This window comes from Variovorax sp. AB1(2024) (assembly GCF_037482385.2).
Classification (GTDB): Bacteria; Pseudomonadota; Gammaproteobacteria; order Burkholderiales; family Burkholderiaceae_C; genus Variovorax.
Genome location: NZ_JBBHKP020000002.1, coordinates 574,432 through 596,813 on the forward strand (window position 1 = coordinate 574,432; position 22,382 = coordinate 596,813).

The following is a 22,382-nucleotide window of genomic DNA, read 5'->3' on the forward strand; positions in this document are numbered from 1 at the left end:
CGCAAACCCTGCCAGCCGGCCAAAACGAAGAAGCACTTTCCGCGTGCGCGGCGGAAGAATCGTTGCTGCCTCGCCGCCTACCCCGGCGGGGCGTTTCGCGGGCCGGCACCCTACCGGGGCCATGCCCGCATTCCACGAGTCCTACCCGGAGTCTTTTTCTGTCATGGCATCCCACGAACTGGCCAGCGTTGCGCTGGACGACAAATACACGGCCACCGAAGGCCGGATCTACCTCAGCGGCATCCAGGCACTGGTGCGCCTCATGCTCGTGCAGAAATGGCGCGACCAGAAGGCGGGTCTGAACACCGCGGGCTTCGTCTCGGGCTACCGCGGCTCGCCGCTCGGCGGCCTGGACGAGGCGCTCTGGAAGGCACAGCCGCAGCTGGAAGCCAACGCGGTGAAGTTCCTGCCCGGCGTGAACGAGGAGCTGGCGGCCACCGCCGTCTGGGGCACGCAGCAGGTGCACCTGACCGGCGAGAGCGCGGTCGACGGGGTGTTCGCCATGTGGTACGGCAAGGCGCCCGGCGTCGACCGCTGCGGCGACGTGTTCAAGCACATGAGCCACGCGGGCACCTCGCCCAACGGCGGGGTCCTGCTGGTGGCGGGCGACGACCACGGCGCTTCTTCTTCCACGCTGCCCAACCAGAGCGACCACCTGTTCGCGGCCTCGATGATCCCGATGCTCTATCCGCAGAGCGTGGAGGAATACATCGAACTGGGCCTGCACGGCTTTGCGATGTCGCGCTTTGCCGGCCTGCCGGTCGGCTTCAAGGCGCTGGCGGACACGGTCGAGTCGTCGGGCTCCATCGCCGCCGGTGCGCTCGACGTGCACACGCGGCTGCCCTCGGACTTCGTCTTCCCGCCAGGCGGCGTGCATGCGCGCCTGTCGACCGACACGCTCGGCGTGCAGGCGCGAAAGCAGGAAGCGCTGATGCAGGACTACAAGATCTACGCCGCCATCGCCTATGCGCGCGAGAACCGGCTGAACCGCGTGACCATCGATTCACCCAAGGCACGCCTGGGCATCGTGGCCTCGGGCAAGTCGTACCGCGACGTGCTGGAGGCGCTGGAAGAGCTGGGCATCGACGCGGACGAAGCCGCGCGCATCGGCATTCGCCTCTTCAAGGTGTCGATGCCCTGGCCGCTGGAGCCCGACTCGATCCGCGAGTTTGCCGACGGGCTCGAAGAGATCCTGGTGGTGGAGGAAAAGCGCCAGATCGTCGAATACCAGCTCAAGGAGCATCTCTACAACTGGCGCGAGGACGTGCGCCCGCGCGTGATCGGCAAGTTCGACGAACAGGGCGAATGGGGCGCGCATCCACGCGGCAAGTGGCTGCTGCCGGCCACGGCCGACTTCTCGGTGGCGCAGATCGCGCGCGTCATTGCTGCTCGCGTGGCGCGCTTCCACACCAGCGACCGCATCCGCATGCGGCTGGCCATCCTCGACGCGAAGGACGTGGTGCTCGGCAAGGCCGTGGCCACGCCTTCGCGACCGGCCTGGTACTGCTCGGGCTGCCCGCACAACACATCGACCAAGGTGCCCGAAGGCAGCCTCGCGCTCGCGGGCATCGGCTGCCATGTGATGGCCACCGCCATCTACCCCGAGCACAACAAGACCACCACGCACATGGGCGGCGAAGGCGCGCCCTGGCTGGGGCAGGCATGGTTCTCGAAGCGCAGGCACGTGTTCGCGAACCTGGGCGACGGCACCTACTACCACTCGGGTTCGCTCGCCATCCGCGCGGCCGTGGCGGCGGGCGTGAACATCACCTACAAGATCCTCTACAACGACGCGGTGGCCATGACGGGCGGCCAGCCGGTCGACGGCCCGATCACCGTGCCGCGCATCGCACACCAGATGGCGGCCGAAGGCGTGAAGCGCCTGGCGCTGGTGGCCGAGGACCCGACGCGCTGGGCCGATCGCAGCTTGCTGCCGCCCGAGCGCGACGGCTTCGTGCTCACCGTGCACCACCGCGACCAGATGGACACGGTGCAGCGCGAGCTGCGCGAGTTCGAGGGCGTGTCGGTGCTCATCTACGACCAGGTCTGCGCGGCCGAAAAGCGCCGCCGGCGCAAGAAGGGCGAGTTCCCGCAGGCCGCGCGCCGCGTGTTCATCAACGACGCGGTGTGCGAAGGCTGCGGCGACTGCGGTGAGCAGTCGAACTGCACGGCGCTGCTGCCGAAGCAGACCGACCTGGGCCTCAAGCGAAGCGTGGACCAGAGCGCCTGCAACGCCGACGAATCCTGCATCAACGGCTTCTGCCCGAGCTTCGTGACCGTGGAAGGCGTGAAGCCGCGCAAACAGGCGCCCGTGACCGCGAAGTCCGCGGCCGAGGAAGCACCGATGCCAGAGCCGAAGCAGACCGCGCTCGACGGCATGCACAACATCCTGATCACCGGCATCGGCGGCACAGGCGTCATCACCATCGGCGCGCTGATCGGCATGGCGGCGCATCTCGAGGGCAAGGGCGTGAGCGTGCTCGACATGACGGGCATGTCGCAGAAGAACGGCTCGGTGACCTCGCACGTGCGCATCGCGCGCGACGCGGCGCAACTGAAGGCGCAGCGCATCCCTACCGGCGAAGCCGACCTGATCCTGGGCTGCGACATGCTCACGGCCGGCGCGCCCGACGCCATCGCGCGCATGCGGCCGGGGCGCACCTATGCGCTGGTCAACACCTTCGAGCAGCCGACCGGGCATTTCGCGCAGCAGCCCGACTGGCAGTTTCCGGCCGCGCAGGTGCGCGCACTCATCGAGGAGTCGGTGGAGGGCCGCGCCGACTTCGTCGACGCGACGCAACTGGCGACGCGGCTCATGGGCGATGCCATCGCGGCCAACCTGTTCCTGCTGGGCTTCGCGTTCCAGAAGGGCTTCGTGCCGCTGTCGGCGCAGGCGCTGGGCAAGGCCATCGAGATCAACGGCGTGGCCGTGAAGGCGAACCAGGCGGCATTCCGCTGGGGCCGCAAGGCGGCGCTCGACCTCGCGGCGGTGACGCGCGAGGCCTCGCCGCAAAAGGTCGTGGCGCTGCAGCGGCCGCAGAGCTTCGAGGCCCTGGTGAAAGGCCGCACCGCATTTCTCGCGTCGTACCAGAACGCCGCCTATGCGCAGCGCTATGCGGAACTGGTCGAGCGCGTGCGCGTGCTCGAACAGCGCGAGCGCGGCGGCACCGTGCTGGCGAAGGCCGTGGCCTCGGGGCTGTTCAAGCTCATGGCCTACAAGGACGAGTACGAGGTCGCGCGGCTCTACACCGATCCGCGCTTCATGGAAAAGCTCAACGAGCAGTTCGAAGGCAAGCCCGTGCTGCGCTTCAACCTTGCGCCGCCGGTGCTCAGCCGCCGCGATGCCGAAGGCCGTGCGGTGAAGACCAGTTTCGGCCCGTGGATGATGCGCGCGTTCCGCGTGCTCGCGAAGCTGCGTGGCCTGCGCGGCACGGCGATCGACGTGTTCGGCCGCACGGCCGAGCGGCGCATGGAGCGCCAGCTGATCGAGGACTACCGGGCCATGGTCGAAGACATTCTGGAGCGCTTCGACCGCATCGACTTCGACAGCGCGCTCGCGCTGGCGCGGCTGCCGGAGCAGATCCGCGGCTTCGGGCATGTGAAGGAAGAGAGCGTGGTGGCCGCGCGGGTGCGCTGGCAGGCGCTGGCGAAACAGTTGGAGGCTGCGCCGCAACGCGAGAGGGAACTTAGCGCCGCCGCTTCATGACGGTAGGGCCGTGGCTGCTGTTGGAACGGCGGGGAGCACGGGCAATTCGCCGTCGCCCCGCAGCCACGGCCGGTCGGCCAGCGCGAGCAGCTCGCGGTCGCCCCGGCTGTCGCCATAGGCATAGAGCCTGGCGGGCTGCTCGCCGGCCAGCCACTCCCGCAGGCGCCGTGTCTTCTCTGGACCCCAGCAGTTGGCCGAAGCCAGCCGGCCGGAAAAGCGGTCACCGGCAAATTCGAGTTCGGTCGCCAGCACGGCGTCGAAGCCGGCCTGCGCCGCCCAGGGCCGCAGATAGAGCGACGGCGATGCGCTGATCAGCACCAGCCGGTGCCCCAGCCGCTTGTGCGCCTGGACTCTTTCGAGCATCTCCGGGCGAACCAGCGCCGGCAGCTCGCTGGACGCGAAATGCCGCGCGGCGTCTTCCAGTTCATGACGCCCCATGCCGCCAAGTGTGGACGCGAGGAAATGCGCCTTGGCCACGCCGCGGTCGCAGGCCCCGGTCCATGCGCCGAGCAGCCACGGGGCGGAGCGCACCACGCCGGCGGCGAATCGCCCGCGGCCGGCCACGCCTCGCACGAATTCCTGCAGGCTGTCGCAAGTGGTGATGGTGCCGTCGAAGTCGAAGGCGGCAAGGGTGGAGTTGTTTGACATCCGGGGACAGTTGGCCGTCTAGGCGGCAGTACGCAGGAGTGACTAAAGTTTACCGACGCCGATGTGCTGAGCGGCCAACAAGGCCGAAGACTCCGGCCGTGAAGTCAGTCGACGCGATCTCGCCATGAAGCCTGAGACAAGCAATCTTTGCAACACATGCGAAAGGCGAGAAGTTCCGGCGGGGTCATATCAGTGCTTTGGGGCAGCTTGCCGCAGTACGGGCTTTCGTCCCACACTTCTGCTTCGCAGTGATAGCGGTCAGTTGAAAGACCTATTTGGACTCTACATCTCAATCCAGAGCGGACCTTCGATATTCTGTTGATTGGCCGTTCATGGGCTATTCACTCCTGAACCTCACTAACGGCATACTGAAGCGCGCCGGACCTGTTCCGTCGCTTTTCGTTCAGTTTCCAAGAAGAGGCGCTTTGAGGCCTCAGCATCACAATGAGGGAGTCCAACATGGCCACCGATCTTCTGCAACAGATTTCGGACTCGGCGGGCACGCGGTATCTCAATCGTGCCTACCAACGCAGCTTCTCGCTGAACGTGTTCCAGATGAATGCTGTGGAACTCATGGGGGCGGTTCAGAGGATCAGAGACCCCGATCAGGCTATAGCTCTGATGATGGAAAAGAATCAAGAAGCCGGACGTCAAGCCCACCGCGAGCTGAATCGTTACGTCCATAACTTCGTTTCATCCGCCTTGACCTTGGTTGAGCACACGCGGGTCTTCATGAGAAAACACTACGCCGGCACGGAGCTTCTGGCGACCTATGAAGAGCAAGCGAAAGCGAGTTTCGCTGAGTCCGCTGTGGCGCAGTTTGTCCAGGGCCTTCGCAACTACATGCTGCACAGAGGCCTTCCCAACTCCAGCATGTTTATGAACTTCACGGCCAATCCAGGCGCAAAGGATGGTTCTGGATCGGCGCGAACCGGTGTGCGCTACGGCACCGCATCGCTCTTAGATTGGAAGGACTGGAAGCCAGTAGCGCGTGTTTATTTAGAAAGGGCTGGGGAGCATTTGGATCTTCACGAATTTGTACAGGAGTATCTGACGCTCGTTAATCAATTCCACGGATGGCTGGATGCCACTCTCGCGGCACATCATCAGTCAGACCTTGAAGAGCTCGACCAGATCCAGGCACAGTTTCATTCGATTGAATCGGCGAGACGGGTATCCTCCGCCAAGCCCGCTGAACAACCCAATTCCGGCACCATTGGGCTCTTTGAATTCACTGCGATACAGGCGACTGAACTCGATCAGATTTCAACTACTCTGCTAAGCAAAATTCGTGAGCTTCACTTCCAAAAAATTCCCAAGGGATTTGATACTGAAAGGCCAACCACCACGATTACGGACCGCGAGACGATGGGGCCGGTCTCGCTCTGGGGAAAGGAGGTTGGCGGAGAGACAGCCTTCATGTTCATCCGCCATGAAGAAAAATACTACGGACTGCGGGAGAGAGACTATGAGGCCCTTGACGGTTTGATTGCCGCTGTCATGAAATCAGCTTGGGCTCGCGACGGCTTGAGCCGTGAGTTTGTCAAGACAACCTTCTGCGATTGGGCAAGACAACTTTTTTCTGCGGACGGGGAACCTTTCTCAAAGGCATTAGCTGCCTCAGCACGAGGAAGCGTCAAGAAGGTCGAGGTTTGGGCCCCGATCGCGAACATGGAAGTGGAGCAGGGATTCTATTTCGGCCCCGTTCGCGTCGAATCCATTACCGCTGCCGCAATGGAGCATCTCCGTAAAAGGGTACCTGTCACTCGACCTGAGCAGGAGAAGCAAGTTGGCCAGCTATTCGAAAAATTGAGACAGGATTTCCAAGGATACGCAGCCATGGTGGTATCGATGGAGGCAGAACCCCTAGCCGCTCAGAAACGTGCGCTGCAGATCGCTCAAGACGCCTTGAGCCTACTAAGATTTTTCTCACCAGCGGCGTCACGATCGTTCATGTTTAGTCCAGTAGCTCTTATGGGTGCGGACTGCATTCCGACATCAAAGCTGATTGTTCTACCCGAAGAAGGTTTCATCTTTAGCCAAGATACTTTGCCGAGATCGGTGGGGCACTGGCGCCTATCGATACAGCAAATATCCGCACTCAAGTCCGACCTCCTAGACGTCGCCGCTTCGCTCGTAGTACCAGAGAGCCTGAGCGAGTTCGCACTGTCAGTACGGGCAAGTCTCATAACCTACAGCAAAGGCACCACCTCGGCGGACCCACTGGATCGTCTGCGAAGCTGTGTGTTTTCCCTGGAGGGCGTTCTACTCAGGCACGAGATGGAACCACGAGCGCATAGCGTCTCCAATCGGATGAGCTTCCTACTCGCTCACCACGAGGCCGAACGCGACGCTATTAAGCAGACCGTTCGTCAAATCTATTGGCTGCAGGATCAGCCACAACTGACGGCGCAAAGCCGTGGCGAGGACGAGTTGCTCACGGTCTTTACGGCCTATGCATACGATGTTCTTTGCTTGGCGCTTAGGAATACTCCAACCTTCAGTTCAAAGGGCCAATTCGTGATCGAGGTCGACAGGATTGGACTGTCGACCTGATCCGCACCCTGAAGAGCGTGCCTCCAGTCCGTAGTGCCCTTGTTCAGTTTGAAGCCGTCATATAGATCGATTGGGCAGACTGCACCAGCGCCACCGTTCTCCATCGCCGTCATCTCGCCCATTGTTGGCTTTCATCTGACTCTGTTGGCATAGCGCAGGAGGTGTAGCGCCCACCCTCTTTGCCCTACGGCATCCATTACTAATGAGGGCACCGGCACGATCAGGGCAAAATCTCGGTCGCCGCGCCGGTCGGCCCTGTTTTTCCCCATGCCGCCCACCTTGCCCGCCCTGCCGGAACCTCCGGTCTCCAGGCCCCGCCCCAGCCGCCACACGCTGTACGCCTGGGTCGCGACCGTGGCCGTGGCGCTCTTACTTATCGGCCTGGCCGGCCAATGGGCCGCCGTGCGCGAGGCGAACTTCCAGGCCGACTCGATCCGCCGCGCCATGGAAGTGCATGTGCTCGGCCTGCGCGACTCCGCCGGCAAATACAGCTACCTGCCCTTCACCACCGGCCTGCACCCCGAAGTGCTGGCCGCGCTCGCCCACCCGCAGGACGCCGCCGTGAAGCAGCGCGCCAATCTCTACATCGAGGAAGTGAACCGCCAGGCGGGCTCCGACGCGCTGTACCTGAGCGACCTGCAAGGCCTCACGCTGGCCGCGAGCAACTGGAACACGCCGCAGAGCTTCGTCGGCGAGTCCTATGCCAACCGGCCCTACTTCCGCGATGCGCGCGCCGGCCGCAGCGGCCTGTTCTACGGCCTCGGCCAGACGACCGGCGAACCCGGCCTGTTCATCTCGGCACCGGTGCGGCCGGACGGCGGCGCGGTGCTGGGCGTGGTGACGGTCAAGGTCAGCCTGCGCCAGCTGCAGGAGGCCTGGACCTTCGTGCGCGACCCGATCCTGCTGACCGACGCGCGCGGGATCGTGTTCCTGAGCTCGGTGCCGACGTGGATGTACCGGGCCACGCGCACCTTGTCGCCCACCGACGTGGAAGGCATTCGGCGCGACCAGCAGTACGGCGCGCGCACCGATTTCCCGCTGCTGCCGTGGCAGCTCGAGCGCGGCGGCGACCAGCCCGGCTACCTGGTGCGCACCAGCATCGGCGGCAAGACACGCCGCTTTCTCGCGGTCGACGAGCCTCTGCCCGACCTTGGCTGGACGCTGACGGTGATGGCCGACCATGCCGAAGTCGACCGCGCGCGCGAACGCACCTGGATGCTGGGCCTGCTGGTCGCGGGCGTGCTGCTGCTCGGCGGCCTGTACTGGCAGCTGCGCGAACGCCGCTTCGCCGAGCAACGCGACGCACGCCGCGACCTGGAGCTGCGGGTGCGCGAACGCACCCACGCTCTGGACGAAGCCCACGCCTTCCGCAAGGCAATGGAAGACTCGCTGCTTGTCGGCATGCGCGCGCGCGACCTCGAAGGCCGAATCACCTACGTCAATCCGGCCTTCTGCGAGATGACGGGCTATGGCGCCGACGAGCTGCTCGGCCGGCTGCCGCCCTACCCGTACTGGCACCCCGACGACGTGCCCCGGCACTGGCACCACTACGACGCCATGATGAGCGGCCAGCCCGCGCGCTCGGGCTTCGAGTCGCGCCTGCGGCACCGCGACGGGCGCGAGGTGATCACCATGGTCTACACCGCGCCGCTGATCGACGCCGACGGCCGGCACAGCGGGTGGATGAGCTCGGTGGTCGACATCACCGAGCAGAAGCGCGCCGAGCTGCGCCAGCGCCAGAACGACGAGCAGCTGCAGCACGCCCAGCGCCTTGCCAGCCTCGGCGAAATGGCATCCACCCTGGCCCACGAGCTCAACCAGCCGCTGATGGCGCTGAGCAACTTCGCGAGCGCGGCCAAGGCCTTTGCCGAGCAGGGCAACCAGGCGCTGCTGGTGAGCAGCCTCGACGAGACCATGGCGCAGGCCCAGCGCAGCGCCGAGATCGTCCGGCGCATCCGCGGCTTCGTTCGCCAGCGCACCGTCGGCACCGAAGACTGCGCCGTGGCGGCGCTGGTGACGAACGTGCTCGCGCTGCTGCAGGGCGAGATGCGCCAACGCCAGGTGCGCGCCGAAGTGCGCGTGCCCGCCACGCTGCCACCGGTGCGCGGCGACCGCGTGCTGCTCGAGCAGGTGCTGCTCAACCTGCTCTCCAACAGCCTGCAGGCCATGCAGGCCACGCCGCAGGACCAACGCGTGGTGGAAATCGACGCCGAGGTGCTCGACGGGCGCATGCGCATCCGCATCGCCGACCACGGCCCGGGCATCGATGCCAGCCTGGCAGAACAGGTGTTCGCGCCCTTCTTCACCACCAAGGCCGGCGGCCTGGGCCTGGGGCTCAACATCTGCCGCACCATCGTCGAAGCTCACCGCGGCCGCCTTTCCTTTGCCGACCGGCCCGGCGGTGGCACAGTCTTTACCCTTGCGCTGGAAATCTCACCGCCATGAACGCTCTTGCCAACAACCTGTGCATCGTGGACGACGACGAGGCCGTGCGCCGCTCGCTGGGCCTGCTGCTGCTGTCGCGCGGCTATGCGGTGCAGACCTTCGCCTCCGGCGAGGCTTTCCTCGAAGGCGCCGACCTCCAGCGCGCGGGCTGCGCCATCCTGGACCTGCGCATGGAAGGCATGAGCGGCCTGCAGGTGTTCGACGCGCTGCGTGCACAGGAAAGCCCGCTGGTGGTGATCTTCCTGTCCGGCCACGGCGACATCCCCATGGCGGTGGAGGCCGTGCAGAACGGCGCCTTCGGCTGGCTGGAGAAACCCTGCAGCGACGAACAACTGCTCGACAACATCGCCCGCGCGCTGCGGCAGGCTGGCGAGAACGCCGTGCGCCGGCAGGCACGGCAAGCAGCGCAGGCGCTGTGGGACAAGCTCACGCCGCGCGAGATGCAGGTGGCCCGCCTCGTGGCCGAAGGCAAGCCCAACAAGCAGATCGCGCTGGAACTCGCCCCGCTGGAGCAGCGCACGGTGGAGACACACCGCGCGCATGTGTTTGCGAAGCTGGGGTTGTCGAACAGTCACCAGCTCGATCGGTTTCTGCGGGAGCATGCGCTTTGACATGAGCTACAACATCTACATCACGCGCCGCGAAGACTGGTTCAGCGAAGACGGGCCTGAGATCTCCCTGCAGGAGTGGATCGACCTCGTTCATGCCGACAAGGAAATGCGGCTCGACGGATATGCCGAAGCAGCGACAACCGATGGCGACGTGCTTCGCGTCAATGACCAGAGCATGGCCGTATGGCTCGAATACTCCCAGCATGGCGTCGACGGGAACATGGCCTGGATCTGGCATCACCAAGGCAACATCGTCGCGAAGAACCCCGACGAGGAAATCCGGCGCAAGATGTGGCAACTGGCTCAGGCCGTTTCGGCCAAGGTGCAGGGAGAAGAGTCGGAACTCTACGGCGCGGACGGCCAGATGCTGCTTCAGGAAGCACCGGTGGCGAAAGATGCCCGGAGCAAGCCCTGGTGGCGTGTCTGGTAGGAACCAAGCCAACCCCAATGGAGATCGATGATGGAAGAGCAGACTGTTCGAGCAGCTATCAATCGACATTGGGCCGCATCCGCTGCGGGCGACCAGGTCACCGAGCACGAGATCTATCACGACGACACAGTGTGCATCTATCCGCAGTCGGGCGAGGTCATCCATGGGCGACAGAACCTGCAAGCGCTTCGAAGCCATCACCCAGGCAAGCCATCAGGGTTTGTCGTTCGGCGGATCGTCGGCGAGGGGAATCTCTGGGTGACCGAATATGCGATCGATTACGAAGGCAAGAGCGCCTTCACGGTGAGCATCATGGAATTCCGGGACGGAAAGGTCGCGCGCGAGACCCAGTACTTTGCAGACCCTTTCGAAGCTCCGGCCTGGCGCCAGCAATGGGTCGAAGGGCTCGCATGATCAACATGGCGGTCAGCGGCATGCAGCAGGTGTTCTTGTCTATTCGACCTATTCATGTCCACAGAATGTGTCGATCTCCATTGAGGATGGAATTTTTTCACTGGGAATGGAACCGTGATTTTTATGAAATCAACGACTTAGAGGTGTGTTTCGGTCCTGGCCGCCGCCCACCTCGCCAAATTTGACCCCTAACGTCAGGATTTGCTCGGCGGGCCATGTCGGCGCGCGCAAGGGCGCCAGCGTCGCGCGTCGCTACCTGCGCTCATCGTGATCCATGGCGGCACTCCTCTTCCCCGCCGGATCGCAAGGCGTAGCTTGAAGCCTTGCGGAAGTTGAGCATTCCAGTTGCCAGTTGCAATCGTCGAGTGTTTACCAGGCTGGGGCAGACGGGCCAGACAGGGCCCGGCTCGAGCGGGGCAGATTGCTCTCCGAGGGCCGCACTCGGCCACAAGCGGCCGCTCGCATAAATGGCCTCAACGTCCGGTGACCGCCACACAGCGGTCGTCGGAAAGGGAAATCCCCTTCCGCCGGTACGTGCCCGCTGCGGACATCTGCGTGAGCTTGTCTAGCTGAAGCAACCGGCGACTGCCGGACCTTCGCGACCACTGCAGAATTTGCTCAAGAGCAGTCATCTCAGGTTAACAGCGCGCGCGACGCGCAAGCTGGTGCTGATAAACATTGCGCGCTGAGCTCGCGCTGGCCGGTTCTGGCTGCGGACGGGGAGCTTCACGCGCCAGGATCAGGCCTGCGTCGAAACGAATGCCGCCCCGAGGTTGCCGAGGACGCCGATTTGGCCGAGCAGAATGGTCGCCGCCGTGTAGCAGTGGAATGAGGTAACTTTGCCGTCCTTCAGGTGGAACACGTCGCAGCACGGAGCATGCATCTCCTTGCCGGTTGCGGGGATGGTGCCGCCGGGCAGTGCGAGAGGGCCGCGATGGGTTCCGTTGAGGGAGAGCTCCACGATGATGACGTCGCCCAGGACGTAGAACTTCTCGAGCTCGCGATGCATGTCGGGGAAGGCCGCCGCGTAGATCTCCACCGTCTTTCCGATGTCGGCGCCGAAGTATTTCGCGCCGGCGGAGACGTCCCAGAAGTAGCCGCCCTCGGCGAATAGCGAAACGAAGCGATCGACGTCGCGGACTTCCGCGGACTCGTAGAGTTCGCGAATGACCTTCTCGTTGAGCTTGGCAACATCACTTGTAGACATGGGTTCTCCTGTATCAAGACTTCTGGGACGGCAGAACGACCAGCTCAAGCTGGGCGTTCCAGGGGATGGGAAAGTTGAGCTAGTACGTGTCAGTCCGCAACTGGACCGCACAGGATCCGGTGATCGCAGCGACACATGTTCAGCCGCGCAGGGGACGAAGGCCCTTGCGCACCTCTTCAGTGAAGATCTCGGGCTGTTCGAACGCCGCGAAGTGCCCGCCGCGACTCGCCTCACCCCAATAGATGATGTTCGAGTACATGCGGTCGCCCCAGATGCGCGGCGCCCGGAACAGCTCGCCGGGGAACACGCTGACGGCCACGGGCAGGTCGAGCTTCTGCGGCGAGAAGTCGGTGAGGAAGCTCTCCGAATACAGGCGAGCCGACGATGCGCCGGTGTCGGTCATCCAGTACATCATGATGTTGTCGAGCATGCGATCCATCGACAACACCTTCTCGGGCCGGTGGTTCGAGTCGCTCCATTCCCCGAACTTCTCGTAGATCCAAGAGGCCTGACCGACGGGCGAATCCGCCAGGGCATAGCCGAAGGTCTGCGGGCGCGTGCTGTGCAGCTTCGCGTAGCCGGCCTTGTCCACGCTGTAGGCGATCAACTGTGCAAGCGATCCCTTCTCCTCGTCGTTCAGGTCGCCTTGCAATGGAGGCGGGAAGAGGATGGGCAGGTTCAGGTGCACGCCCGCCAGGCCCGGCACATGCTCCTTGGCCATCCAAGTCGCGACACCGGCGCCCCAGTCACCGCCCTGGGCTGCGTACCAGTCATAGCCCAGGCGCTTCATAAGCATGCCCCAGGCCCTTGCGATGCGGGGCAGCCCCCACCCCTTGCCCTTGGGCTTCTCCGAGTAGCCGAAGCCGGGGAGCGATGGGATGACCACATGGAACGCGTCGTTGGCAGAGCCGCCGTGCGCCGTGGGAGCGGTCAACGGGCCGATGACGTCGAGGAACTCGACCACCGAGCCCGGCCAGCCATGCGACAGGATGAGCGGCATCGCATCGGCATGCGTGGACTTGACGTGAATGAAGTGGATGCCCAGGCCGTCGATCGCCGTGTGGAACTGCGAATACTGGTTGAGGCGCTTGGCCAGGCGCTGCATGTCGTAGCCCTTGCTCCAGTAGTCCACGAGTGCGTGGACGTTGGACAGGGGAGCGCCTTGCGACCAGTCGTTCACGGTCTCCTTCTCCGCCAGCCGAGTGCGGTTCAGGCGCTGATGCAGGTCGGCGACTGCGTTGGGCAGAATGTTCGCGCGAAAAGGGGTGATGGATGCTACGGATGAGGTTGCGTGTGCCATTTGGCTCTCCGAAACTGTTCGACGTTGTTCGTGTGCTTGCGTGCAGGACAGTCCACGTCAGGTGCGAACGGAGCGGAAGGCCTTGCGCATCTCCTCGGCGAAGAGTTGCGGTTGCTCGAATGCAGCAAAGTGGCCGCCGCGGTCGACCTCGTTCCAGTAGATGAGGTTGGGCCAGCGCTCTTGCGCCCACGACTTCGGCGCGCGGTAGATTTCTTTTGGGAAGATCGTGGCGGCCATGGGCAGGTCGATCTTGCCGGCATCGAATCCGCCGCCCTGGCGCGTGTTCTCCCAGTAGATGCGGGCGGACGACGTAGCCGAGTCGGTGAACCAGTAGACGGAGATGTCGTCCAGCATTTCCTCAAAGGACAGTACATCCTCGACACGGCCCTTGTTGTCGGTCCAGGCCTGGAATTTCTCGTAGATCCAGGTCGCTTGTCCGACTGCGGAGTCCTCGAGCGCGTAGCCGACGGTTTGCGGGCGCGTTGCCTGCTCGGCGAAGTAGCCGAAACCGTCGCTGAGGAACTTGCCTGCAGCTTCGAGTGCAGATTTCTCCTCGGGGGACAGGTTCTCGGAAGGCTTCGCCGGGATGACCAGCGGCCAGTTGACGTGTGCCGCCACAAGGCCGTCGGGTCGGATGTGGCCGAGCGCATGCGTCACGCCGGAACCCCAGTCGCCGCCTTGGGCGACCCACCGCTTGTACCCAAGGCGGGCCATCAGAACGCCCCACGCCTTGGCTGTGCGCACCACGTTCCAGCCGGTCTCGGCCGGCTTATCCGACCAGCCGAATCCCGGTTGCGACGGGATCACTACGTGGAAGGCGTCGTCGGCGCTGCCACCGTGTGCGGTGGGATCGGTGAGCGGGCCGATGACCTTGAGGAACTCGACGACCGAGCCCGGCCAACCGTGCGTAAGGATGATCGGCAGCGCATTCACGTGCCTGGACTTCACATGGATGAAGTGGATGCCCAGCCCGTCGATGTGCGTGCGGAACTGCGGATATGCGTTGATCTTGCGCTCGAACTTGCGCCAGTCGTAACGGTCGTGCCAGTAGGCAACGAGTCGCTTGGCCGAACCCAGCGGAACGCCCTGCGACCAGTCGCTGACCGTCTCGCGATCAGGCCAACGCGTGGCGGCCAGGCGTCGCTTGAGGTCGTCGATGCGGCTCTGCGGAACCGAGACGCGGAAGGGCACAAGGGCACTGTCGGGGGCGTACGTGTCCGAACCCGTTGCTGCTGCGACAGCCTGTGCGACGAAGCTGGAGCCCAGCGCCGCGACCGAGGCGCCTCGTGCCAGGCCCACTATGGCGTCGCGCCGGGAGATTGCGTCCGCAGACAGCCAATTGGGTATTTCAGACATCGCATATTCCTTGTTTGAATGGAAAGCATCGCTGGCATCGTAGACAGCGATCGCTCGGCTCGATACTTCCGCACGACCACACTTTGCAGGCCATTCGGCCAATGCCCGACGCGGTGAGTTCGTCAGGGCTCGACTTGTGAGTTCTGCATCGGCGTCTCGTCGGGCATCGGCGTGCGGCAGGCACGCATCGCAGCTACGCCGACCGCGGCGAGACAGCCGCCTGCGAGCACCGGGACTTGCAAGTCCGTGCGGTCGATCGCCATACCGCCGACCCATAGGCCGGACCCCAGCGCAATCTGGAAGACGGTGACCATGACCGCAGAGCTTGCTTCGAACAACTCGGGGTCGGCGCGGTACAGCCCGATCTGAATCCAGGGCGAAACAAACCCGAAGGCCGCGCCCCAGCCGACGATGGTCGCCAGCGCAGTGCCCGGCTCGCGTGTCGCCGCCAGGCGCAGTCGGGGGCTAACCTTCAGATCGTCAGCCCTTGATGAAGGCCAGCAGGTCCGGATTGATAACGTCCGCATTGACCGTCAGCATCCCGTGGGAGAAGCCCTGGTAGATCTTGAGCGAGCCGTGTTTGAGCAGCTTGGCCGACAGCAAGCCGGAGTTTGCAATGGGCACCACCTGATCGTCATCGCCGTGCATCACCAGGGTGGGCACGCTGATCCTCTTGAGATCTTCGGTCTGGTCGGTTTCTGAGAAAGCCTTGATGCAGTCGTAGTGCGCCTTGGCACCACCCATCATCCCCTGGCGCCACCAATTCTGGATGATGCCCTGGCTGATCTTTGCGCCCGGGCGGCTGAAGCCGTAGAACGGACCGCTCGGAACATCCAGGAAGAACTGAGCCCGGTTGGCGGTCAGCGCGGCGCGAAAGCCGTCAAACACCTCAAGGGGAGTACCACCCGGGTTCGCGGCCGTCTTCACCATGATCGGCGGCACGGCACTGACAAGCACGGCCTTTGAGACGCGGCCAGGCTTGGCGCGGCTGACGTAGCGTGCGACTTCGCCGCCGCCGGTGGAGTGGCCGATGTGGACAGCGCCCTTCAGGTCAAGATGGTCGGTCAGCGTCGCCAAGTCGGCAGCGTAGGTATCCATGTCGTTGCCGGTATCGGTCTGCGTCGAGCGACCATGGCCGCGACGGTCGTGCGCGATGACGCGATAGCCCTTGGCGAGGAAATACAGCATGTGGGTATCCCAATCGTCGCTGCTCAGCGGCCAGCCATGCGAGAAGACGATGGGGGTGGCGGTCTTAGGGCCCCAGTCCTTGTAGAAGATCTGCGTGCCGTCTTTGGTAGAAACGAAAGCCATTTGGTGGTGCCCTTCAATGGTTGAGGAGGAGTTGTCGCCAGCGGGGCTGGCGGAGACGAGGAGAGGGGCCACGCCCCCGGCGATAGTGGCGGCACCGGCCAACACGACCTGCCGCCGGTTGAGCCTGACCAAAGAGCGAGAGTCGGTGTCTGACACCTGAGGTCCTTGCTGAGATTGCCTGCGATGCAGCAGGATGTTGAAGACTTGGTTTGGATCCGCGAGCAGTATCTGAAATGCACCGAAGATGCGCACCTCTCCAACGGCGAGCAACAAATGGCCGAAAGTCGCATACGCAACTCGCCGAAGGTTTGAACAGCGGCGCCGCTCGTGCGGCTCGCTGCGGGATATGCCAGCGGCGCGCGCAGCGCGAGAAGCTCTAGCGCAGAAACCGCCGGAGGTTGTCGATGAGAACCTGCGGCTGTTCTTCGGGAATGAAGTGACCGGAATTCTGAACCTTGACCATCTCGAACGTCGTCGCTTTGGCGGCAAGTCGTAGCTTCACCCACTCGTAGCCTGGTGCCGCGATCCCCATGACGGGCATATTTACCTTGGCGTACTTCCCCTCATCGATGATGTCTTGGGGAAAGGCTTGGTACCACGCGTTGCCCGCGCGAATGGCATCAGCATTCCAGTAAGACCGCGCGTAGACATCGCGGCTCAGCGGGTCGATCGAGCTTTCGTCTGCCGTCAAATAGCGGAAGAACCAGTCCTGCTCGATGCGAGCGCGGCCGTCGGCCATGAGCCTCTCCGGAAGGTCCTTGACCTGATGGAAAGCAAACCACCACAGGTACGCGTGGCTGCCGTCACCGACCTTGTCCTGGATTTGCCCCACTGCTGGCAGGAGCGGCCAGCTCATCAGCCCCGCATCGGGGTGCGCCACGTCTATCAGAACCAACTTGCGGGTCACGTCGGGGTGGTTCGCCGCAACAGCGAATGCGACCTAGGCTCCGATATCGTGCCCGACCACGTACGCCTTCTCGGAGCCGATATGCCGAATCAGCTCGGCGATGTCGTGCGCCATGTTCTTCTTGTCATATCCATCTGCCGGTTTGGAGGACGTGCCCATGCCACGGAAGTCGACCGAAGCGACCCGATAATTCGCGGCAAGCGTAGGCATCACCTTGTGGTATTCCCACCAGTTTTGCGGCCAGCCCGGCAACAGAATGACCAAGGGTCCCTTTCCGCCGATGACGTAGTGCAATCGCACCCCGTTTACTTCAGCAGTCTGGTTTTCGAACCCTGGGAGCAATCGCACCAACTCTTCGTCGGTGGTGCCGGCGGCTGGCTGATCGGGTATGACAGTGCTCTGAGCGAGACAGGTGCTTGCGGCAAGTATCAGGGCCATGCAGGCCAAACGCATGAAGTTCACGCTAAGTCTCCGAGGTTTGCACGAGCCGGTGACGGTGGCTCTTGTGTCAAAAAGGGGTGGATCGGGTTGCCGGAGCTTCGATCGGTTTCGATCATTGATGCACAGCATTCGGATCAGACCACCTGCAAGGGGCGGCTTCAATCCGGCAGGAGTCCATCGGCAGCTAGTCCGAATGGCCATTTGGGGGACGCTTTGGGCTAGCCTCCTCCCGGGCGCATCAGCTCCAACAGCTCGATCCTTGCCGCATCCGCGACTTCATGGTCGACAGAACCGTGGCATGGCTGGCCATCGAATGGCTCGACGACTCCGCGCTAAGCGGCAAGGTGCAGTTTCGGCCTCCTGGTGCGGTGAGCCTCCAGAGAACGAACATCGCCGCCACCTAAGATGTCGTCGCTACCATCCAGTTTGACCAGCCCTCTCGTGATCGCGGCCGTGACGACTTGAGTGCGTGTCTTCGCGTCCAGCTTGGACATCAGCGCCTTGACGTGAGCTTTGACCGTGCCAAGGGCCATCCCAAGCTCCTGCGCTATGGCCTTGTTGCATTGGCCGTGCGCTAGTTCGCGCAGCACGATTGTTTCGCGCGAGGTCAATGGCTCCCTGGTCATGCTGTCTGCCAGACGCTGTGCTGACCGAGGACACAGGTAGCGCATCCCGAGAGCGACCATGCGCGCGCCATCTTGGAACTCCTCGAGTGTCAAAGCCTGCGAGGCGTAGCCCTGGATGCCCGCCTCAAGCGCACCCCGGATGTCCTGCTCTCCCGTGCTCTGGTGGATAACGAAGATCCGGGGGAGGCTGAGCGCCCCCCGCTGCGCGTGTCGCGCGCGCTGGGTGACCAGACGCATAGCAGTCTCTCTCTCCGTGACGATTACGTCGAAGGCAGGAGGCGTCCCATGCTCGCCCCTGAGAATCTTTTCCGCCGTGGAGCGCTGCGTCTCAAAATTCGGATTGGTGGCGACAGCCGCTTCAATTCCCAAAGAAATCAGTGGGCTCATGTCGCAAATCAGCAAGCGCACTTGTTGAGCTCCGTCAGGGCAATTTGTCATCATCCAGTCCTTGGGATCGGGTTCTCACCATGAATGCCGTGTCATGAAGGCCGCGCTTTCTGCGCCAGAAATATCGTGCGTCGTGATGTGTCGCCCCTCGCCGCGCAGCACGCCGGTCAAGGCCATAGCGAGCTTGGCACAGGAGCGTTGTGGCTTCTTCAACCTGTTTCAGGCCGAAGAAGCAATCGACTGAGTTGCCGCATGCGATGGTCGATCGCCGGCCATCGATGCCCTGCGTCTCCCGCTCACTGGCGGAGCGGACTTCCGAGTTCGGAATGAAGGCGCCCTCTCAGGGGCGCTCTTTGCTTTTGACAAGTCAATCCTTTTTGAACGCGCGAGCCGCCTCAGCTGTATCAAGCGCCTCCCGCAACAGCTTGATCCGACCGTCCTCTGCGATCAGAACTCCTGCGTAAACTTGTCGGTAGATCTTGCCGGTGCCCGGAACCAGTGCCTCGACCCTGTACTCGGCAAACACTCGTTCGGGCGTCTGGATCCAGAACGTGGGCTCTTGAAAAGCGAAGTCTGGAACCTTCTTCAGTAGCCCGGTCAGCAAATCGGCAACAGCGGCCGGCCCCTGGGCTCGCGCGTTGACGGTCGGCAATTCCAGGATGCCGTCTTCCGCAAAGAGTGCACCGGCTGCCTCGGGATTCGAGACGCTGTTCAGATAAGCATTGAGGAGGTCAGTTGCGGTGGTCACTTTGGTCATTTGCAATTCCTTGGAGGCGTGGGCAGGTCAGACTTGGGCCATGCCGCCGTCGACGAACAGCTCGATGCCGTTGACGAAGCTCGCGGCGTCGGAAGCGAGGAAGGCGACGGCCCTGCCGATCTCGCCAGGCTCGCCCAGGCGGCCCAGTGGCACCTGTGACGCCAGGTGGTCGAAGAGCCCCTGGCGCGCCTCCTCGGGCACGAGGTCGCCCAGGCCGGGCGTGCGGACCGGGCCGGGGCTCACGGCGTTCACGCGGATGCCGCGATCCTTGAGGTCCAGGGCCCAGGAGCGCGCGAAGTTGCGCACCGCCGCCTTGCTCGCGCTGTAGACGCTGAAGCTGGCCGTGCCCTGGATGGAGGTGGTGGAAGAGGTGAGGATCACCGAGGCCCCGTTGCTCAGCAAGGGCAGCGCCTTCTGCACCGTGAACAGCACGCCCCGTACGTTGGTGCCGAAGATGCGGTCGAAGTGCTCTTCGGTGATCGCGCCCAGCGGCATCATGTCGCCGCCGCCGGCATTGGCGAAAAGGATGTCCAGCCGCCCGGCCGTCTTCGCGATGTGGGCATAGACGGCATCGAGGTCCGACAGCACCGATGCATCGGCCCGCAGCGCCGTGGCGGACGGCCCGATCTGCGTGACCGCGGCGTCCAATTCCGCTTGCCGCCGCCCGGTGATGAAGACCCGTGCGCCCTGGTCCGCCAGTTCCTTCGCGGCACCCAGGCCGATGCCGCTGCTGCCGCCGGTGACCAGCGCGATCTTGCCTTCGAGTTGCTTGTTCATGATGAGAGCTCCGTTTCGTGATTCGGGGGGGGATGAGATTGATGCCTGAATGCGACTTCGATCGCGGCATGGGAGGAATGTAGGTTTCGTTCATTGGGCGAAAAAGAGCGCTGAATGGAATCACTATCCATGGTCGTAGATAATCCTCGGCTTGTAATTCAGCGAGGAGTACCCATGGATCAGCTGCTGGCGATGCGCGCCTTCGCTCGCGTGGTGGAAGCGGGCGGATTCACCCGAGCAGCCGATTCGCTCGACATGCCCATCGCCACGGTCAGCAAACTGGTCCGGGAACTGGAGGCCCATCTCGGCGTGTCGCTGCTGCAGCGAACCACCAGGCGCGTGACGGTGACGCCGGAGGGCCAGGACTACTACACCAAGTGCACGCGCATCCTGCGGGATCTGGAAGATATCGACGCCTCGTTCAATCTCGCGCGAGGCAAACCAAGAGGCCATCTGCGGATCGATGTCGGCGGCTCCACTGCGCGCGATGTACTCATCCCGCTGCTGCCGGATTTCGTGGCGCGCTACCCGGACATCCGCATCGACCTGGGCGTGTCCGACCGGCCGGTGGACCTGATCGGCGACAACGTCGACTGCGTCATACGCGGCGGTCCACTGGACAGTTCATCGCTCGTGGCTCGCCAATTGGGCAACGCGGCGCTGCTCACCTGCGCCACTCCGGGCTATCTCAAGCAGTACGGCACCCCGGCCTACCCGGACGAGTTGAAGAATGGCCACCGGCTGGTGAGCTATGTGTCGAGCCAGACCGGCCGCGCCGCGCCGTTCCGCTTCGAGCGGCGCGGCGAGAAGACCGAGATCAAGGTCGAGCACCGTGTAGGCGTCAACGAGAGCAACGCGCATCTCGCGGCCTGCGTGGCGGGCCTGGGCATCGTCCAGACCTTTACCTACGCCGCCGCATCGGCGCTTCGCGACGGCTCATTGGTGGAGATCCTGAAAGCGTGGCGTCCCGCGCCATACCCGTTTCACGCTGTCTATCCGCAGACCCGGCATGTCACCCATAGGTTGCGAGTTTTCATCGACTGGTTGCTCGAGGTCTTTCCTGCGCGACTGGAGGAAGACAAGTCCGCCGCCAAGACCCACGCAAAGTCGCCTGCAACTCGAGCAGCGCGAACTGGCTAGTTCCTGGGCGTGTCTCTGCTTGGCGCGAGAGGTCAATGCACCTAAGGACGACCCTAGCCCTTTACAGAGCGGACTTGACACGCTTGAAGGGCGAAGTGGCGAAGTGGCGAGTGCGCAAGAGATACTCGAGTGATCGCTTGGCAAGAGCTTTCCAGCTCGATCACGTTGAGGATTGAACGACCGCTTTCGCTAAGCCCAACCCGCAATTGCCATCGAAATGCCGACCGGTGGTGAATTCCGTTGTGTAGCGAGCGCGGTCATCGAGGCATCGCGAGCCAAACGACCGCTTGTCTCTGAAGCGGTCATTCGCGTCGCGCAGCTCAACGACCGTAACGGGCCCAAAGCCGAAGTTGGTTAACCCCGAAAAGCGGTCGTTCGGTGCTGCGCTTCAGCGTCCGGGACCAGACCGTCGCGATGCCATTCACGGGTTGACTGCCTATTGCGGCCCTCACAAAACAACTTCCCATGTTGGGACGTCCCTATTAAGACGCGCTCACTCGGATCCCTCCAACGACGAAATCAACAAGCGCTCTAGCTGTGTCCTTCGCCTCCGTTGTTCCGGCCTTCGTGCCCGAGAGGCGATGGAGTCGATTGGGTCGACCCCTGTCAGTCAGAAAGAGCACCACGGTGCTGACCATCAGCATGTAACGCAGGTACATAAGGCTCAGCGGAATCTCGGGCACTGCGTCGTGCAGTGCTGCTACGAACCGCTTCGCCATCGGGTCGAAGTGCTTTTTGATGACCCGCTCCGTCATCGGTGAAGGTGAAAGGCGGTGCTTCAGTATCAACTGCGCGAGCAACTGGCCCTCGGTTGCCGCGCCCTCCCCAACGTACGGAGCGACGAACGCAGTCACGATCGCCGTCACTTCGGGTCGCGCGCCTTCTGAGGCAGCTGCCGCGGTGATCTCTTTTAGGGCAAGCGTTCGGCGCTTGTTGACACGCGCCGATAGCTCATCAAAAACCGCCTCGGCCAGCGCTTCAGTGCTTCCGAAGTGGTAATGGATCGCCGCGACGTTGACACCCGCATGACTGGTCAGCGCTCGCACAGGTACCCCGTCGATTCCTTTCTCGGCGTACAGGGCCAAGGCGGAATCGAGAATCTTCTGCCGGGTGAGGCGATCGGAGGAAGGGGGGGGTCGTCCTTGCATGTCCGCAGGGGGTAAAAGAGTGGGGTATATGGGTGCGACCGCATGACGAGTCGCCACGGTCATGGGGCATTCTGCATCAACCAGTCAATCACTTGTTTCAATCAACGAGGCAGCTCGCAAGATTCGTATAAACGTTCGATTGAAACATGCGTTTTATTTGCCTAGAATGCGCTCGTTATCGGCTTCCGGCGTAGTCAGCGCCGGCCGGTTCCATA

At 63.3% G+C, this 22,382-nt stretch carries 20 protein-coding genes; 8 read left to right on the forward strand and 12 right to left on the reverse strand.

The window, feature by feature from the left end:
- Positions 1-163 precede the first annotated feature (163 nt).
- On the forward strand, positions 164-3,706 hold the full coding sequence (locus WIX39_RS29625; RefSeq protein WP_409196702.1) for an indolepyruvate ferredoxin oxidoreductase family protein: 3,543 nt from the start codon (positions 164-166) through the stop codon (positions 3,704-3,706).
- On the opposite strand, the gene WIX39_RS29630 is transcribed toward WIX39_RS29625, so the two are convergent.
- The gene (locus tag WIX39_RS29630) at positions 3,701-4,354 is read right to left on the reverse strand and encodes an HAD family hydrolase (protein WP_409196703.1); all 654 of its coding nucleotides are present in this window, start codon (positions 4,352-4,354) and stop codon (positions 3,701-3,703) included. The genes WIX39_RS29625 and WIX39_RS29630 overlap by 6 nt on opposite strands.
- A gap of 459 nt (positions 4,355-4,813) precedes the next feature.
- Here WIX39_RS29630 and WIX39_RS29635 point away from each other — a divergent pair, with 459 nt between their 5' ends.
- The 5 genes from WIX39_RS29635 (at position 4,814) to WIX39_RS29655 (ending at position 10,810) form a co-directional block, all read left to right on the forward strand.
- Positions 4,814-6,910 carry a hypothetical protein gene (locus tag WIX39_RS29635; RefSeq protein ID WP_409196704.1) on the forward strand — a complete coding sequence of 699 codons (2,097 nt, stop codon included), beginning with the start codon at positions 4,814-4,816 and terminating at the stop codon, positions 6,908-6,910.
- Between the two features lie 267 nt (positions 6,911-7,177).
- Positions 7,178-9,355 carry a sensor histidine kinase gene (locus WIX39_RS29640; protein ID WP_409196705.1) on the forward strand — a complete coding sequence of 726 codons (2,178 nt, stop codon included), beginning with the start codon at positions 7,178-7,180 and terminating at the stop codon, positions 9,353-9,355.
- On the forward strand, positions 9,352-9,966 hold the full coding sequence (locus WIX39_RS29645; protein WP_081268913.1) for a response regulator transcription factor: 615 nt from the start codon (positions 9,352-9,354) through the stop codon (positions 9,964-9,966). Before WIX39_RS29640 ends, WIX39_RS29645 begins: the two co-directional genes overlap by 4 nt.
- Before the next feature lies 1 nt (position 9,967).
- Positions 9,968-10,396 (forward strand): hypothetical protein, encoded by a 429-nt coding sequence (locus WIX39_RS29650; RefSeq protein WP_409196706.1) that lies wholly within the window; start codon positions 9,968-9,970, stop codon positions 10,394-10,396.
- 30 nt (positions 10,397-10,426) lie between these two features.
- Complete coding sequence (locus WIX39_RS29655; RefSeq protein ID WP_409196707.1) at positions 10,427-10,810, forward strand: nuclear transport factor 2 family protein; 384 nt, start codon at positions 10,427-10,429, stop codon at positions 10,808-10,810.
- 739 nt (positions 10,811-11,549) lie between these two features.
- On the opposite strand, the gene WIX39_RS29660 is transcribed toward WIX39_RS29655, so the two are convergent.
- From WIX39_RS29660 to WIX39_RS29695, 8 genes are all read right to left on the reverse strand, one after another.
- A complete protein-coding gene (locus WIX39_RS29660) occupies positions 11,550-12,017 on the reverse strand; it encodes a nuclear transport factor 2 family protein (protein WP_409196708.1) in 468 nt (155 codons plus the stop codon).
- Between the two features lie 139 nt (positions 12,018-12,156).
- The gene (locus WIX39_RS29665; protein ID WP_409196709.1) at positions 12,157-13,317 is read right to left on the reverse strand and encodes an epoxide hydrolase family protein; all 1,161 of its coding nucleotides are present in this window, start codon (positions 13,315-13,317) and stop codon (positions 12,157-12,159) included.
- 57 nt (positions 13,318-13,374) lie between these two features.
- On the reverse strand, positions 13,375-14,673 hold the full coding sequence (locus WIX39_RS29670; protein ID WP_126186346.1) for an epoxide hydrolase family protein: 1,299 nt from the start codon (positions 14,671-14,673) through the stop codon (positions 13,375-13,377).
- A gap of 122 nt (positions 14,674-14,795) precedes the next feature.
- Positions 14,796-14,987 (reverse strand): hypothetical protein, encoded by a 192-nt coding sequence (locus WIX39_RS29675; RefSeq protein ID WP_409196710.1) that lies wholly within the window; start codon positions 14,985-14,987, stop codon positions 14,796-14,798.
- A 166-nt stretch (positions 14,988-15,153) separates the two neighbouring features.
- Positions 15,154-15,984: an alpha/beta fold hydrolase gene (locus WIX39_RS29680; RefSeq protein ID WP_409196885.1), complete on the reverse strand. Its 831-nt coding sequence runs from the start codon at positions 15,982-15,984 to the stop codon at positions 15,154-15,156.
- A gap of 376 nt (positions 15,985-16,360) precedes the next feature.
- Entirely contained in the window at positions 16,361-16,891 is a 531-nt protein-coding gene (locus WIX39_RS29685) for a hypothetical protein (protein ID WP_409196711.1), read from the reverse strand.
- 33 nt (positions 16,892-16,924) lie between these two features.
- Positions 16,925-17,344, reverse strand: coding sequence for an alpha/beta fold hydrolase (locus WIX39_RS29690; RefSeq protein ID WP_409196886.1), 420 nt, complete (start codon positions 17,342-17,344; stop codon positions 16,925-16,927).
- A 320-nt stretch (positions 17,345-17,664) separates the two neighbouring features.
- Complete coding sequence (locus WIX39_RS29695; protein ID WP_409196712.1) at positions 17,665-18,366, reverse strand: response regulator transcription factor; 702 nt, start codon at positions 18,364-18,366, stop codon at positions 17,665-17,667.
- A 73-nt stretch (positions 18,367-18,439) separates the two neighbouring features.
- Between WIX39_RS29695 and WIX39_RS29700 the strand changes: the two genes are divergently transcribed.
- Entirely contained in the window at positions 18,440-18,589 is a 150-nt protein-coding gene (locus tag WIX39_RS29700; RefSeq protein ID WP_409196713.1) for a hypothetical protein, read from the forward strand.
- Positions 18,590-18,712: 123 nt separating this feature from the next.
- On the opposite strand, the gene WIX39_RS29705 is transcribed toward WIX39_RS29700, so the two are convergent.
- Both WIX39_RS29705 and WIX39_RS29710 read right to left on the reverse strand, forming a co-directional pair.
- A complete protein-coding gene (locus tag WIX39_RS29705; protein WP_354412883.1) occupies positions 18,713-19,102 on the reverse strand; it encodes a nuclear transport factor 2 family protein in 390 nt (129 codons plus the stop codon).
- 27 nt (positions 19,103-19,129) lie between these two features.
- Positions 19,130-19,879, reverse strand: a complete 750-nt coding sequence (locus tag WIX39_RS29710) for an SDR family NAD(P)-dependent oxidoreductase (protein ID WP_409196714.1) — start codon at positions 19,877-19,879, stop codon at positions 19,130-19,132.
- A gap of 174 nt (positions 19,880-20,053) precedes the next feature.
- Between WIX39_RS29710 and WIX39_RS29715 the strand changes: the two genes are divergently transcribed.
- Positions 20,054-21,019 (forward strand): LysR family transcriptional regulator, encoded by a 966-nt coding sequence (locus tag WIX39_RS29715; protein WP_409196715.1) that lies wholly within the window; start codon positions 20,054-20,056, stop codon positions 21,017-21,019.
- Between the two features lie 482 nt (positions 21,020-21,501).
- Here WIX39_RS29715 and WIX39_RS29720 read toward each other — a convergent pair whose 3' ends face one another.
- Positions 21,502-22,230, reverse strand: a complete 729-nt coding sequence (locus tag WIX39_RS29720; RefSeq protein WP_409196716.1) for a TetR/AcrR family transcriptional regulator — start codon at positions 22,228-22,230, stop codon at positions 21,502-21,504.
- Positions 22,231-22,382: the final 152 nt, after the last annotated feature.

Coding starts and splice junctions, on each gene's coding strand:
- WIX39_RS29660 (WP_409196708.1), bottom strand. CDS start 12,017: ATGTCTACAAGTGATGTTGCCAAGCTCAACGAGAAGGTCATTCGCGAA.
- WIX39_RS29640 (WP_409196705.1), top strand. CDS start 7,178: ATGCCGCCCACCTTGCCCGCCCTGCCGGAACCTCCGGTCTCCAGGCCC.
- WIX39_RS29715 (WP_409196715.1), top strand. CDS start 20,054: ATGGATCAGCTGCTGGCGATGCGCGCCTTCGCTCGCGTGGTGGAAGCG.
- WIX39_RS29655 (WP_409196707.1), top strand. CDS start 10,427: ATGGAAGAGCAGACTGTTCGAGCAGCTATCAATCGACATTGGGCCGCA.
- WIX39_RS29635 (WP_409196704.1), top strand. CDS start 4,814: ATGGCCACCGATCTTCTGCAACAGATTTCGGACTCGGCGGGCACGCGG.
- WIX39_RS29665 (WP_409196709.1), bottom strand. CDS start 13,317: ATGGCACACGCAACCTCATCCGTAGCATCCATCACCCCTTTTCGCGCG.
- WIX39_RS29625 (WP_409196702.1), top strand. CDS start 164: ATGGCATCCCACGAACTGGCCAGCGTTGCGCTGGACGACAAATACACG.
- WIX39_RS29675 (WP_409196710.1), bottom strand. CDS start 14,987: ATGGTCACCGTCTTCCAGATTGCGCTGGGGTCCGGCCTATGGGTCGGC.
- WIX39_RS29720 (WP_409196716.1), bottom strand. CDS start 22,230: ATGACCGTGGCGACTCGTCATGCGGTCGCACCCATATACCCCACTCTT.
- WIX39_RS29670 (WP_126186346.1), bottom strand. CDS start 14,673: ATGTCTGAAATACCCAATTGGCTGTCTGCGGACGCAATCTCCCGGCGC.
- WIX39_RS29650 (WP_409196706.1), top strand. CDS start 9,968: ATGAGCTACAACATCTACATCACGCGCCGCGAAGACTGGTTCAGCGAA.
- WIX39_RS29630 (WP_409196703.1), bottom strand. CDS start 4,354: ATGTCAAACAACTCCACCCTTGCCGCCTTCGACTTCGACGGCACCATC.
- WIX39_RS29705 (WP_354412883.1), bottom strand. CDS start 19,102: ATGACCAAAGTGACCACCGCAACTGACCTCCTCAATGCTTATCTGAAC.
- WIX39_RS29690 (WP_409196886.1), bottom strand. CDS start 17,344: ATGCGTTTGGCCTGCATGGCCCTGATACTTGCCGCAAGCACCTGTCTC.
- WIX39_RS29645 (WP_081268913.1), top strand. CDS start 9,352: ATGAACGCTCTTGCCAACAACCTGTGCATCGTGGACGACGACGAGGCC.
- WIX39_RS29680 (WP_409196885.1), bottom strand. CDS start 15,984: ATGGCTTTCGTTTCTACCAAAGACGGCACGCAGATCTTCTACAAGGAC.
- WIX39_RS29700 (WP_409196713.1), top strand. CDS start 18,440: ATGAAGGCCGCGCTTTCTGCGCCAGAAATATCGTGCGTCGTGATGTGT.
- WIX39_RS29710 (WP_409196714.1), bottom strand. CDS start 19,879: ATGAACAAGCAACTCGAAGGCAAGATCGCGCTGGTCACCGGCGGCAGC.